Source organism: Streptomyces sp. NPDC050504 (assembly GCF_044458065.1).
GTDB lineage: Bacteria > Actinomycetota > Actinomycetes > Streptomycetales > Streptomycetaceae > Streptomyces.
Genome location: NZ_JBITHO010000001.1, coordinates 1,276,810 through 1,290,113 on the forward strand (window position 1 = coordinate 1,276,810; position 13,304 = coordinate 1,290,113).

General features: G+C 72.1%; 13 protein-coding genes. 7 read left to right on the forward strand and 6 right to left on the reverse strand.

The window, feature by feature from the left end; all coding sequences use genetic code 11:
• Positions 1-54: 54 nt before the first annotated feature.
• The 3 genes from proP to ACIBNE_RS05300 all read right to left on the reverse strand — a co-directional run bounded on the left by proP (position 55) and on the right by ACIBNE_RS05300 (position 3,269).
• The gene (gene proP / locus ACIBNE_RS05290) at positions 55-1,560 is read right to left on the reverse strand and encodes a glycine betaine/L-proline transporter ProP (protein ID WP_399269704.1); all 1,506 of its coding nucleotides are present in this window, start codon (positions 1,558-1,560) and stop codon (positions 55-57) included.
• Between the two features lie 94 nt (positions 1,561-1,654).
• Positions 1,655-2,821: a radical SAM protein gene (locus tag ACIBNE_RS05295; protein WP_399269706.1), complete on the reverse strand. Its 1,167-nt coding sequence runs from the start codon at positions 2,819-2,821 to the stop codon at positions 1,655-1,657.
• 166 nt (positions 2,822-2,987) lie between these two features.
• Positions 2,988-3,269, reverse strand: coding sequence for a hypothetical protein (locus tag ACIBNE_RS05300; RefSeq protein WP_399269708.1), 282 nt, complete (start codon positions 3,267-3,269; stop codon positions 2,988-2,990).
• A 255-nt stretch (positions 3,270-3,524) separates the two neighbouring features.
• Here ACIBNE_RS05300 and ACIBNE_RS05305 point away from each other — a divergent pair, with 255 nt between their 5' ends.
• Both ACIBNE_RS05305 and ACIBNE_RS05310 read left to right on the forward strand, forming a co-directional pair.
• On the forward strand, positions 3,525-4,697 hold the full coding sequence (locus tag ACIBNE_RS05305) for a sensor histidine kinase (RefSeq protein WP_399269710.1): 1,173 nt from the start codon (positions 3,525-3,527) through the stop codon (positions 4,695-4,697).
• On the forward strand, positions 4,694-5,296 hold the full coding sequence (locus ACIBNE_RS05310; protein WP_399269712.1) for a DNA-binding response regulator: 603 nt from the start codon (positions 4,694-4,696) through the stop codon (positions 5,294-5,296). The genes ACIBNE_RS05305 and ACIBNE_RS05310 overlap by 4 nt, the downstream gene beginning before the upstream one ends.
• 46 nt (positions 5,297-5,342) lie before the next feature.
• Here ACIBNE_RS05310 and ACIBNE_RS05315 read toward each other — a convergent pair whose 3' ends face one another.
• Positions 5,343-5,591, reverse strand: coding sequence for a hypothetical protein (locus ACIBNE_RS05315; RefSeq protein ID WP_399269714.1), 249 nt, complete (start codon positions 5,589-5,591; stop codon positions 5,343-5,345).
• Positions 5,592-5,650: 59 nt separating this feature from the next.
• On the reverse strand, positions 5,651-6,154 hold the full coding sequence (locus tag ACIBNE_RS05320; RefSeq protein WP_399269716.1) for a hypothetical protein: 504 nt from the start codon (positions 6,152-6,154) through the stop codon (positions 5,651-5,653).
• Between the two features lie 240 nt (positions 6,155-6,394).
• Between ACIBNE_RS05320 and ACIBNE_RS05325 the strand changes: the two genes are divergently transcribed.
• The 3 genes from ACIBNE_RS05325 to ACIBNE_RS05335 all read left to right on the forward strand — a co-directional run bounded on the left by ACIBNE_RS05325 (position 6,395) and on the right by ACIBNE_RS05335 (position 9,659).
• Positions 6,395-7,693, forward strand: coding sequence for an alpha/beta hydrolase family protein (locus tag ACIBNE_RS05325; RefSeq protein WP_399269718.1), 1,299 nt, complete (start codon positions 6,395-6,397; stop codon positions 7,691-7,693).
• A gap of 141 nt (positions 7,694-7,834) precedes the next feature.
• Positions 7,835-9,148 carry a tetratricopeptide repeat protein gene (locus tag ACIBNE_RS05330; protein ID WP_399269720.1) on the forward strand — a complete coding sequence of 438 codons (1,314 nt, stop codon included), beginning with the start codon at positions 7,835-7,837 and terminating at the stop codon, positions 9,146-9,148.
• A gap of 184 nt (positions 9,149-9,332) precedes the next feature.
• Entirely contained in the window at positions 9,333-9,659 is a 327-nt protein-coding gene (locus ACIBNE_RS05335; RefSeq protein WP_399269722.1) for a WhiB family transcriptional regulator, read from the forward strand.
• A gap of 402 nt (positions 9,660-10,061) precedes the next feature.
• On the opposite strand, the gene ACIBNE_RS05340 is transcribed toward ACIBNE_RS05335, so the two are convergent.
• Positions 10,062-11,396 (reverse strand): hypothetical protein, encoded by a 1,335-nt coding sequence (locus tag ACIBNE_RS05340; RefSeq protein WP_399269724.1) that lies wholly within the window; start codon positions 11,394-11,396, stop codon positions 10,062-10,064.
• Positions 11,397-11,701: 305 nt separating this feature from the next.
• Here ACIBNE_RS05340 and ACIBNE_RS05345 point away from each other — a divergent pair, with 305 nt between their 5' ends.
• Positions 11,702-12,076 (forward strand): hypothetical protein, encoded by a 375-nt coding sequence (locus ACIBNE_RS05345; protein ID WP_399269726.1) that lies wholly within the window; start codon positions 11,702-11,704, stop codon positions 12,074-12,076.
• 120 nt (positions 12,077-12,196) lie between these two features.
• Positions 12,197-13,264: a hypothetical protein gene (locus ACIBNE_RS05350; protein WP_399269728.1), complete on the forward strand. Its 1,068-nt coding sequence runs from the start codon at positions 12,197-12,199 to the stop codon at positions 13,262-13,264.
• The last annotated feature ends 40 nt before the right edge of the window (positions 13,265-13,304 follow it).

Consider the following 13,304-nt stretch of genomic DNA (forward strand, 5'->3'; position numbering starts at 1 on the left):
CCCGACCGGATCAGGACCGCGGGGTCCGCCGCACGCGCCCGTCGGCACGTCCGGTCAGAACTTCGGGGACGGTGCCCGCGCCTCGACCAGTTCGGCCGCTTCCTCCCGCGTCTCCACGGAGGGCGGCGAGCCCGCCAGCGGTTGCCGTGCGGTCTCCTTCATGCAGGCCACCGCGACGACCCCGACCAGGGCCGCGGCCATGGCGTAGTACGCGGGAACCAGTCGGCTGCCCGTGAGGCCGATCAGCGCGGTGACGACCAGCGGAGTCGTACCGCCGAACAGGGACGCCGAGAGGTTGTAGCCCACCGAGAGCGAGCCGTACCTGACGTGGGTGGGGAACAGCGCGGGGAGCGCCGCCGACATCGTGCCGAGCAGGCAGACCAGCGAGAGGCCGAGCATCAGCATGCCCGCCGTGAGCGCCGGGAGGCCGCCCTGTCCGATGAGCAGGAACGCGGGCAGCGAGAGGAGGAGGAAACCGAGCATGCCGGTCATGAGCAGTGGCTTGCGCCCGAAGCGGTCGCTGAGGCGGCCCACCAGGCTGACCGCGGGCATCAGGCAGACCATCACCAGGAGCAGGACCAGCAGCCCGTGGGTCTCGCTGTAGCCGAGTTCGTCGGAGAGGTACGTCGGCATGTACGACAGCAGCATGTAGTCGGTGACGTTGTACGCGCCGACGAGCGCGACGCACAGGAGCAGCGTGGGCCAGTACTGGCGGAAGATCTTCGCGAGGTCGCCCTTGGCGGTGGCCTCCACCGGGTCGGCCGCGTCCGTGGCGTGCGCGTGGCCGCCCTCCAGCTTCTGGAACGCCGGGGTCTCGTCCAGCCGCATCCGCAGGTAGAGGCCGACCAGGCCGAGCGGACCCGCCACCAGGAACGGGATGCGCCAGCCCCACGCCTCCATCGTCCCGGAACCGAGCCACGCGGTGAGCGCGGTGACCAGGCCCGCGGCCCCGACGTACCCGGCGAGGGTGCCGAACTCCAGGAAGCTGCCGAAGTACCCGCGCCGCTTGTCGGGCGCGTACTCGGCGATGAAGGTGGACGCGCCGCCGTACTCGCCGCCGGTGGAGAAGCCCTGCACCAGCCTGAAGAAGATCAGCAGTGCGGGGGCCCAGAAGCCGATCGATTCGTACGAAGGGATCAGCCCGATCGACAGGGTGCCGACCGCCATCAGGATCATCGTCAGGGCGAGGACCTTCTTGCGGCCGAGCCGGTCGCCCATCGGCCCGAAGAACATCCCGCCGAGCGGCCGCACGAGGAACGCGACGGCGAACGTGGCGAAGGAGGAGAGGAGCTGGGCCGTGTCGTTCCCCGAGGGGAAGAAGACGTGGCCGATGGTCACGGCGAGGTAGCTGTAGATGCCGAAGTCGAACCACTCCATCGCGTTGCCGAGCGAGGCGGCCCGCACCGCCCGCTTGACCGCGGCGTCGTCGGTGACGGTGATGTCCGAGCGGCGCAGCCTGGGGTTCTTCCGCTGGTTGACGGCCCGGAAGAGGGCCGGATGCCGTCTGCGCCGCTCGGCCGTCTCGGGATCGGCCGCCTGATCGGGTTCGCGGGCCGCCATGTGCGGGGTCCTTTCCTCGGGTACGTGGCTCCGAGGAGGGCTCCTGCACGGTTCGAGCGGTTGCAAACGGAATTCCCGCAAACCAAGACGTCCGTCACACGTCCGCGCCCACCGCGGCCGCAGGGGCGTCCGCCTCCACCGCGGCCGCACGGGCGCCGGCGCGCATGCGGCTCGCGATGTGCCCGATGACGGGACGCGCGGTGCACGCCTGCACGCCCTCGTCGTCCGCGTCCCGGCCCCGCCGCTCGGCCTCGGCGACCGGCAGGCCGTCGCAGTACCCGTAGAACGGGCAGGAGAGGCAGTTGGCGGCCTGCCGCCGTTCCGCCTCCCGGGCCGACCGGTCGAAGGCGCCACCGGCCAGGATCTCCGTCAGCGGGGTGGTGAAGACGTTGCCGATGGACCAGGAGGGGTCGCCGTAGGGCTCGCCCTGCGTGTAGCAGTCCCCCGAAGTGTTGACCAGGACGACCCAGGGCCAGTTGCGGCGGTTGTAGTAGCGGCGTTCGCCGGTGTCGGCCACCACGCGGGCCGCCGCGTCGACGTACGTGCCGAGAGGGGCGGGCGGGTGCTTCATCCTGTCGCTCTCCAACCACAGGTCGGCCGTGCGGCACAGCGCGGAGAGTTCCTCGTCCAGGGTGAGGGCGAACTGCTCGGTCTGTTCGTCGGAGGCCGCGTCGAACAGGGGCAGGACGCGGAATCCGATCCCGGAGCGGTCGTAGAAACGGAAGACGCTGTCCAGCCGGTGGAGGTTGCGCCGGGTGAGCACCGTGATGCAGCCGAAGGCGACACCGGCGGTGCGGAGCGTCTCCAGGTGGTCGAGCACCCGGTCCTGCGAATCGTGTCCTGCCAGGTTGATCCGCAACTGGCCGTACAGGTCGAGGGAGACGCCGACCTGGTCGAAACCGTCGCGCAGGAGCTCGACGCGGGATTCGTCGAGGCGGGTGAGGTTGGTCTGCACGGCGTTGCGGACCTCGACCGCGTCACCGAAGACGCGGCGCTGGTCGGCGAAGGTGGTCCAGTAGAACTCCGGCTCCAGCAGCAGGGGTTCCCCGCCGTGCCAGATGAGCGAGACGCCCGAGCGCACCCCGTCGGCCCGGTCCCGCTCCACCACGAAGTCCCTGATGTGCTCGTACATGGTGGCCAGTTGTCGCGTGGACATCCTCTCGCGGTTGCCCAGCTCCGGGAGTTCGTAGCAGTACTGGCAGCGCAGGTTGCAGAACTTGGAGACCTTGATGACGAACTGCATGGTGCGGTCTGTCGGCACGGGGCCGTTCCTCTCGTCGCGGACCGGGCGGAGCGCCAGGGGCGCCGGCCGCGACGGCCGGCGCCCCTGACGGGTGGCGGGGCGGGGTGTGCCGCGTCAGCGGTGGGGCGCGCGTGACGCGGGGATGCCGTGGGGGGCTCGTCGTGCGGGGGACTCGGTCCGGTGGTCAGTCGAGCATCGTGTGCAGCGCCGACCCGGAATCGCACTGCCCCGGGCCGCCGGGGATCTCGTGCCAGACCTGGCTCCACGTCTCGCCCCAGCACTCCCCCCACTGCGGGGACGCGGCGTTCGCGTCCGCGGCGCCGACCGCCTGGACCGCGCCGTGCGCCTTGTCCAGCGCGCGGTCGGAGACGGTGGCCGAGGCGATCGTGGGCGCGGTCAGCTGTAGCACGCTCGCCGTGGTCGCGATCACCGCGAGCCGGGCGAGCAGCTTCGCCGGTTTCTCCATGCTGATTCTCCTGCCTTGTCACGTCATGTGGTCCGGTCGGCCGGGAGGCCGTTCGGCCCCGGGATGCGGCCCTGGCCCGAACGGCGCGGCCCCGGCTGCCGGTGGCGCCCAGCCTCTCCGCGGGCCGGGACCGGCGGGTAGTCGTAAACGTCAGGAGTCGGCAGTGCGGTGTTCAGCCCGCACCCGTGACTTTTGTCATGGCGTGGCCAGTTTTAGCCGGTGACAGCCGACGGGGCAGCACCTACTTTGTGGCTCATGATCGACGCGCGTGCGCGACGGCTCGGCGTGCTGACGCGCTGGAGCCTGGTCGGGCTGGGACCGATGTGGCTGGTGCTGGCCGCGAACGACCTGGGGTTCAACATCCGCCCCGTCGCCGCGAGCGCCGCGATCGGCTGTGTCCTGGTGCTCGTGCTCCTGCGGCACACGCGGCTGACCGTGCGCGCCCTGTCGGGGGCCGGCCCGGGTGCGGTCCTTCCGTGGGTGGACGGCCCGCTGCTCGTCGTGACGCTCCTCCTCTGGGCGAACTTCGCGGAACGGCCGCTGACGGGCATCGACTGGGCCATGGTCCCGGCCGCGCACGCCGCCGCGCTCGCCGTCGCCCTGCCCCCGCCGGCCCGGTGGCGACTGCTCGCGGCGACGGCGTCGGTGGGTGGCGTCGCGGGGGAGGCCCTCACGCGGTGGCGTGCGAGCGACCCCCTTGCCCTGCCGGGGGTTCCGGCGCTGACGGGCGTGTCCCTGGTGCTCTTCATCAGCGGTGTCGAGCTGATGCTGGTGCGCCTGTGGCAGGCGCTGGAGGAGGCCGAGCGGGCGCGCGCGGGCGCCGCCGCGCTCGCCGTGGCCGAGGAGCGGCTGCGCTTCGCCGCCGACCTGCACGACATCCAGGGCCACAGGCTTCAAGTCATCGCCCTCAAGAGCGAGTTGGCGGAGCGGATGATCGGGCGGGACGACTCGTCGGCGCGGGAGCAGGTGGCCGAAGCCGCGCGGTTGGCCCGCGAGGCCATGGCGGAGGCCCAGGCCGTCGTACGGGGGTACCGCCGGGCCAGCCTCGGCACCGAACTGGCCAACGCCGTGCAGGTGCTGCGCGCCGCCGGGATCCGTACGGAAGTCGAGGGCGACGCGGCCCGCGTACCGTCCCAGCTGCAACCGCTGTTCGGCACGCTCGTACGGGAGGGAACGACCAACGTGCTGCGGCACAGCGCGGCGAGCCGCTGCCTCATCACCATCTCGGCGGACGGCGCCCGCACCCGCGTACGGCTCAGCAACAACGGCACGGCCGCCCCTGCCGAGGGCAGCGGCGGCAGCGGCCTCGCGGCCCTGCGGGAACGCTTCGGCTCGGTCGGCGGCCGCGTCAGCGCCACCCGCCTGCCGGACGGGACGTTCGAACTGACGGGTCTGGTGGGAGCCGGGTGCGAAGGAGGGGAGCCGTGATCGGCGTACTGATCGCCGAGGACGAGGAGCTGACGCGCGGAGCGCTCGCCGCCCTGCTCGACCTCGAACCCGACATCCACGTGGTGGCGCACGTCGGCGACGGCGCCACGGTCGTCCGGGCGGCGGTCGAACTGCGCCCGGACGTCGTGCTGCTGGACCTGGAGATGCCGGTGCTCGACGGGGTCGAGGCGGCCCTGGAGATCCGCCGCCACCTCGATGTGCCGATGGCGCTGGTGACCCGGCACTCCCGCCCCGGTGTGCTCAGGCGTGCCCTGACGGCGGGCATCCAGGGCTTCGTCCCCAAGTCCACGTCCGCCGCCCGGATCGCCTCGATCCTGCGCGACCTCCACTCCGGGGCGCGGTACATCGATCCGTCGGTCGCGGCTCTGGCACTCACCGAGGCCCCCTGCCCGCTGACCCCGCGCGAGCTCGACGTGCTTCGTTACGCCCGACGCGGAGACACGGTCGAGGCCATGGCGGTGGCCATCGGCCTCGCTCCCGGGACGGTCCGCAACTACGTCTCGTCCGCGATGGCCAAACTCGCCTCCCGCACGCGCCACGAGGCCGCGCGGAAGGCGTGGGAGGAGGGCTGGATCTGACGTCGGCCCGAGCCCGGTCCGCCGTCGACGCGACCGTCGACGAGGGCTACGGGGCGGTCAGTTGGCTCACCAGGCCGGAGACGGCCCCCGGCTCGCCCGTCTCCACGATGGCGTGGGGTGCGCCCCCGTCCTTGCCGGTGAGGCCCCCGGCGAGCCCGGGACCGGCGCTGTCCAGCGAGGACTCGGTGCGCCCCACGACGGCACCGCCGAGCGCGGGACCGGAGTCCGCCGCGGCGGGAACGGTGGGCAGGGCAAGGGCCACGACGGCGAGCGAGGCGGACGCGAGAATCTTCATGTCCGGTCCAACGACGAACGCGGCGTCAGGATGCTCGCGCCCCCGCCGCGCCGGGGGCGTCAGTCCCCGGCCCCGGCCGGCGCCTCGTCCCCCTCGCCGCCGCTTGGGCTCTCGGGCGGGGGCATGAGGACCATGGGCCAGTCGTCGTAGGCCGCGAGCAGCTCGTCCAGGGGGAGGTCCAGGACCGAGGCGTAGATGGCGGTTCCCTCCGACAGGGGTACGGAAGGTTCCGGAGCGGTGTCCGTTTCCGCGCGCAGGACCAGCACGGCCGCCGGATCGACGGCCGAGCGTCCGGGAAAGTCGGCGGGATCCACGTCGACGGCCCGAAGCGCGGCCGGGTGGACGGCCACTTGGACCTTCAGCCGGTTGCCGTCGCGGGTGTGCTCGGCCCAGCCGTCGGTCTGGAGCAGGCAGGCCCATCCGTCCATCTCGTGGCAGTGGGCACCGCCGAGCCGGGCCAGGGCGCGCTCCCCAAGGGTCCCTTCGGGGTCGATGACGAGGACGGCCGCGGGCACGTTCGGGTCGTCGGGGTCCACACCGGACCGTACGTACAGCTGGGGCATCGAAACCTCCAGGTCGAAGCGGATCGGACCTCAGTACACACCGCGCCGACGACGCGGCGGCGAGCGGGTGTTGCGGATGCGCCCGGCCCGCGCGGACGAAGGCCCGCGCTCCTCCCCGCGAGGTCGGCGGACGGGGGGTTTCCCTCCCCCCGTCCGGGGGTGTGCACCAGTGCGCCCGGCGCCCCTCCCGATGGAGTCTGAACCCGCTTCGGATCATCGAAAGTCGAGGGAGAACACGTCATGCCCGTCGCCCGGACCCCACACCGCCGTCACCGCGACCGCCGTCGATTCGCCACGGTCGCCGTCGCCCTCACGGTCCTCGCCGGGGCGGGCGTCGCCAGTGCCAGCGCCGGAGCCGAGCCGCGGACGTCCACCGCGGCCTCCTCCCGCACCGCTCCCCAGCGCGGCACCCTGGTCTCCGCCGAGTTGCTCTACACCCTCGCATCGGCCAAGGAATCCGCGGCCGAGCTGACCGCCTCCGGGTACGACCCCGGCGCCGCCCGCCACGGCGTGGACGCGTACCGCCTCGTCTACCGCACCGTCGACGAGCACGGCCGACCCACCGTCGCCAGCGGGCTGTTCACCGTCCCGCGCGGGGTCCAGGGGCGGCTGCGCACCGTCTCGTTCGCCCACGGCACCGGCGTCCACCGCGTCGACGCGCCCTCGATGCAGCGCAAGACGTTCCTGACCGGCCCCTCCGTCGCGTACGCCTCCGCTGGTTTCGCCGCCGTCGCTCCCGACTACCTCGGCATGGGCACGGGGCCCGGCAGGCACCCCTGGATGGACGTGCCGTCCGAGACCACCGCGTCGCTCGACCTGCTCCGCGCCGCCCACCGGTTCGCCCCGCGCACCGGACGCACCCTGGAGCGCGAAGTCCTGGTCACCGGCTTCTCGCAGGGCGCGTCCGCCGCGCTCGGTCTGGGCAGGGCGCTCCAGGCGGACGAGGACCGGTACTTCCGGCTGGGTGCCCTCGCCCCCATCAGCGGGGCCTACGACTTCGGCGGCGCCGAGCTCCCCGCGCTGCTGGCGGGCGACGGCGAGTTGGAACCCAGGTCGGGCGTGGCGTACGCCGCGTACACCCTGGTCGCCTTCGACCGCGTCCACGATGTGTACGAGCAGCCGGGCGAGGTGTTCCGCGACCCCGCCGTGGAGGAACTCTTCGACGGCCTGCACACCGGTCCGCAGATGATCGGCGCGCTGCCCCGCACGCTGGACGACCTGCTGACGCCGTACGGCCGCGATCTGCTCGCCCACCCGAGGGGCGGCCTCGCGGCCGGGCTGCGGGCGACCGACAGCGTGTGCGAGGACTGGAAGCCCAAGGCGCCGATGCGGCTCTACATGGCGAAGGGCGACGAGCAGGCGACCGTCCGCAACACGGCCAACTGCGCCGCGGCCTTCGCAGGGAAGGGCGTCGAGGTGCCTGTCGTCGACCTCGGTGCCGTCGACCACCAGAAGTCGCGGCACCTCGGCTCGAACGTGCGGGGGACGGCGGAGGTGGTGCGCTGGTTCAGCACGCTCCGCACGGGCGGCGACCGATAGTCCCCTCCCCTCCCCTCCCCTCCCCTCCCCTCCCGTCCGTCGGCCGGGGCATATCGCGGGCGTATCGAAAAACGCATACGCCTCGGCAACACGCCCGCCTGTTCAGTGGAGTCACGTACCGACTCACCACAAGGAGAAGGCGTGACTGACGGGAAGTGGGACCGGCGTTCGCTGCTGCGGGGTGCCGCCGTTCTGGCCGGTGCCGCGGCGGCCGCGCCGCTGCTGGACGGGGCCGCCACGGCGCTGTCCGGTGGCGGTGACGCGGACGCGCTGTTCAAGGCGGGGGAGTTCGAGAAGGCGGGCCGCGCGTACGAGGAGATCCTGCGGAAGGATCCCGAGAACCTGCACGCGGCCCGTCGGCGCGGCCAACTGGGGCTGCTGGCAGGGGAGTTCCCGGCGGCCGAGAAGTACCTCAAGCAGGCCGTGCGGCTGGCGCCCGGCGACAAGGACGCCCACTACCTCCTGGGCGACTGCTACCTCAGGCAGGACAAGTTCGCGCTCTGCGCACCCCACTGGCGAGCGGCCGGAGAAGAGGCGTACGCCAAGTGGTTCGCGGCGGTCAGCGGCGAGGCGTACCAGGTCCACGGCGACACCGCACGGCTGGAATGGAAGCAGACGGACCCCGGGCCGCTGGTGGAGGCGTCGGTGAACGGCGGTCCGCCGATGCGCTTCGCCTTCTACACCGGCGCCTCGAACCTGAGCCTGACCGCGACGGTGGCCAAGGCGGCCGGGCTGAGCCCGGTCGCCAGCCAGAAGGTCGAGTTCGAGGGCGGCTCGGTCTGGGCGCACTACGGAATGCTTGACTCCTTCAGGCTGGGCGGCATCGAACTGCGCAACGTCCCCGTGGGCTGGTCGTCGACGGAGTCGGGCGAGGACGTCGGCCCCAACCCCGACGGGGGCGGCGGAATGATCGGCACATGGGTCTTCGCCCACCTGCTGACCACCTTCGACTACGCGGGCCGACAGCTGATCCTGCGTCGCCGCACCCCCGAGACGTCCGGGAAGGCGCGGGCGGCGGCGGCCCGAGCGGGCGTCGAGCCGCTGCCGCTGTGGCTGGCCGACCAGTTCCTGCACAGCAGGGGCAGCGTGGCGGGCGCCGACGGTTCCCGCACGGGGATCGTGGGCGTGAACTTCGGCGGAAGCGGCGGCGAGAGCGCGGCGGTCCTGTTCGGGGAGACGGCCGAGAAGCTGGGGGTGCGCGCCGACTACGACCGCCCGCTCGGCACGTTCGCCCACAGCCACCCGGCCGTGACCTACCCCTGCTACCCGAAGGAGATCCGCCTGGGCGAGGCGGTCGCGCGGGAGATCTACTGCGAGACGCACCCCCAGGCCGGGCTCGCCCCGTACGGGTTCGACGTACGGGCCGCTTTCTTCCACTGCTTCCACAAGCCCTACAACATCACCGTCGACTTCACCGCCATGCGGCTCTACGTCGCCCGAGGCAAGGCCGCCTGACCGTTCGCCGCCTCCAGCGCTGTTGGAGGAGCATCCGCCTGGTCGTCAAGTCCCGTTCACTCGATGGGATTGCCTCACTGTGACGGTGGACTATGTCCGGCGGGGTTGCCGTACCGTTTCCGCACTGCCGCCCCGGGGAGTCGGGGGCGGGCGGGCCTGTCTCAGGGGAGAGGACGGCAACGGAGTGACACACGGGAACGGAGAGGCCTGGCGCGCGCGAGCGTTCTGCCGGAGCGCGGATCCGGAGGAGCTGTTCGTCGAGGGCGCGGCACAGAACCAGGCGAAGACGGTGTGCGCGGGCTGCCCGGTGCGGACCGAGTGCCTGGCCTATGCCCTGGACCACCGGATCGACCACGGCGTGTGGGGCGGGATGACGGAGCGGGAGCGCCGCGCCCTGCTGCGTCGCCGCCCCACCGTGACCTCGTGGCGGGGCCTGCTGGAAGCGGCCCGCACGGAACACGCCCGGCACGCGCGCCCCGACGACGACATCGGATACGCGACGGCCAGCTGAGCCCGGCCGCGCGGCCCTGCGCATCGGCACCAGCCTCTCCCCGTGGGACCTGGGAGATCCGGGGGAGCCGGGGGCGGCGGCCGAATCCGGCCGGGCCGACACCCTCCGGCCGGCATGGACGAGACGGGCCGACTGCGGAGGACTCGAACCGGGCTTCACTCCCGATGGCGCCGCCCTGGGCCTCCTGGACATCCAAGTAATCCAGCTCATCGCCCCCGCGACGGGCCGGACGGGCCGCAGCATCGTCCGCACGGGCCTGCGGGGACTCACCTTCAGCGCCGACCCCCGGTACCTGGCGGCACTGAGCGACGACGAAGCGCTGCTGTGTCGGACGGACGCCCCGGCGGAACCGGCACCCGGTAACGCGCCGAGGCGTCGAACAGGACTCCGACCAGGGTGCGGTTACCGCTGCGGCGTGGTGCCTGCCCGGAACGTCACCTCGGGGTGGTAGGAGTACGCGCCGCCGACGGCCGTGTTACCCGCCACCGCGACATCGCTCACCGGCGAGACGAAGTCGGCGGTGTCCGCGTTCACCCGGACCGCGTTGCGCCTGGCTCCCGAGGCTCCGGCCACGATCGTCACCCGGTTCTCGACGATGTCGATGCCCGCGATGGGATTCGCGCCCACCGCTGCACCGGCCTTCCGTGCCGTCATGGAGCTGACGTAGATGCCGCCGCAGCTGTTGTTGACGGTGTTGCCGCGGACGGTGACGGCCGTCGTGTTCATCGGGCCGATGGCGTCCCACTTGGCGCCGTCCACGATGTTGCCCTCGATCAGCACCCGCGCGTGGACCTGGCCGGTCTTCTCGCCGCCGGTGTGCGAGCCGATCAGCTTCGCCCAGGCGGGCTGGGAGCCGGAGGCCCCCGCGTAGTTGCGCAGGAGCTGTACGTCCACGGTCGGCGTGCCGTCGGCCGCACCGGCCCAGGTGTTGCCGGTGAGGGGGAGGTCGAGCTGGACGGCCTCGCCGTGCCACAGCCCCTGCGTCGGGTCCTCCACCCAGCCCTTGAAGAAGCAGTCGCTGACCACGGCCCGGCGCACGGCGTTGAGCTCCACCGCGTGCCACCACTTGACGTTCCAGACCGTGACGCCCGCCACCTCGACGTCCTGGGTGTGCACGAAGGTCAGCACGTTCATGGGCGGGGCCTTGTCCGCACGGGCCCTGGCCGCGCCGGTGTCCTCCCACACCCAGGCGGAGACGGGGTCCCACTCGCCGCCCTCGACCTTGATGTTGCCCGGCGCGGAATAGCCCGTCGTCCCGGTGCCGGGAACGTGGTTGATCAGCATGGTGGCGGCCTTCGCGCCACTGACGGCGGGCGCGGTGAAGACGCCCTGCGCGTCGGTGTCGTACACGGGCGTGGGGGAGTGCTGGTTCTTCCTGTCCAGCGTGTACGTGCGCGCGGTGGTGCCGAACTTGGCGACGAACCGGGCGCCGGTGGCGTCCAGCACGGTGTTGCCGCCGATGACGAGGGTGTCGAGCAGGGTGTACGTGGGAACACCCGCGTACCCGGCCTTCACGATGATCCGGCCCTTGCCGTCGACGCCCTCCGGTCCCGCGATGCCCGCCGCCGCGTTGTCCAGGGCCTTGCGCAGAGCGCGGACGTGGGCCGCCTCGCTCGCGACGACCGGATTGATGCCGGGCGCGGCGGCCCGCGCCGACGACGTGACACCTCCCGCGACCGTGATGGCGCCAACTGCCGCTCCGCCGCGCAGCAACCCCCGGCGACTGATCCCCGTCATTCCCGTCCTGCCTCTCGTTCCCCAGCAGCCTCGTGCGAACTGCTGTGTGCTCGGGGTCAGTCCACCAGGCGCGCGGTCGTTGAACAACCGGTCCCCAGGAGGGAATCAATCCAGGTCACAGGCCCGGAGCGGTGAACACGCCGTGAAACAGCGGGAATTCCGAAATCCCGCGAATCGATTTGCAAGGGGTGGTGCGGACGAAATAGCATTTCCGCGCGGGCGGGGCTTGGTTCGAAAGTCCTCCCTAGTACGCCCGAAGCGCTACGGGCACCGCACGGAATCGCAGGGGAACCGCAGGAGAACCGATGACGATAGCGAAGCTGGCCATGCTCTGCGGAGTGGTGGTCACGGCAGGCGCCGTCAGCGACGCTTTCCACGCCGGATACGTGGAGCCCTACCAGGCTTTCGGGCCGCTGGTCATGCTGCAGGCAGCCGCGGACCTGACCAGGCAGCGGCGCCCGGCCCTGGCGGGGCTGCTGCGGAACGCGGCGGCCGCGCTCGTGGTCGTCGCGGGGCTCACCTGGGGATACCAGGCATGGGGCGCCCTTTTGCGGAACGGCGCGTACGACTGGCTCGGCCTGATCATCGGCGCCGCGACCGGGGCGATGTGCTGCGTGGGCGGAACGCGGTGGCTCATGACCGTGACGCGACGCCCCGAAAAGCCCGCCGAACATTCGTGACGCCGTCCCTCGGGATCGCGCGTGCGCCGCAGTGGTAGGAGGCCCGACCGGGTCACGGGGAATCACGGCCTATCATGCGGAGGGTAATTTTTGATTTTTCTGGGGGAGTAAAAGAACCACATGAAGTTCACGCGTATATCGACGGTGGTCGCGTCCGCGGCCATCGCTCCGGCGGTGTTGTTCGCTTCCCCGGCGCATGCCGCCGACGCCAGGCAGACCGCCGTCACGGCGCCCGACGCCGGTTCGAAGACGCCCGCGCAGCAGGCGGAGGACGACCGGCTGGAACTCCTTCGGCTGATGGCGTCCAAGGACGCGGGTCCGGGGTTCAAGGAGGCCGCGAGCAAGGCGCTCGACGCGGGTCCGGCCGCCGTGCGGGAGTTCCTGGAAGTGGGCCAGTACGAGGCGCGTCTCCAGGACGACAGGGTGCGGGTCGCGCAGATCACCAGTGTCGGCGGGCCTTCGGTCAAGGCGGCCGGGCGCAAGGCGCTGGAGACGGGGACCCCGGAGGCCATCAAGGAGTTCCTGGAGGTCGGCCAGTTCACGGCGCGCAACATCGACAACCAGGTCCTCGTCAGCAAGATCATCGATGCTGGTGGCCCGGGAGTGCGGGAGGCCGGCAAGAAGGCGCTCAAGGGCACTCCCGAGGACATCCAGGAGTTCCTGGACAAGGGGCAGCACGAGGCCCGGATCACCGACAACCGGGTGCTGGCCGCCCAGATCGTTTCCGTCGGTGGCCCCGCGGTGAAGGCGGCCGGCCGGAAGGCGCTCGAAGGCACTCCCGAGGACGTTCAGGAGTTCCTGGACAAGGGCCAGTACGAGGCCAGGAAGAAGGACGAGGCCGACGCGGCCGCGAAGGACAAGGCCGCGAAGGACAAGGACAAGGGCGGGAAGGACAAGGGCGAGAAGGGCGAGGACAAGAAGGGCGGGGGCGAGAAGGACGGGGACAAGCCCGAGCCCGACGCCTCCAAGGAAGCCGGCGAGGGCACCGGTACTGCCACCGGCAAGAACGGCGGGACGCGGACCACCGAGTCCGGGAGCGACCCGGCAGCCACCTCGGGCGGCACGCCCCTCGCCTCCACCGGCGCCGGTTCCGCGCTGCCGTGGGCCGCGGGCGGCACGGCGGTCGCGCTCGCCGCGGGCACGGGCCTGCTCGTGGCCGCGCGTCGACGCCGTTCGTCCGAGGGCTGAGCCGGAGCCCGTCCGCGACGGTCCGGTGCGGCGGTGTGAC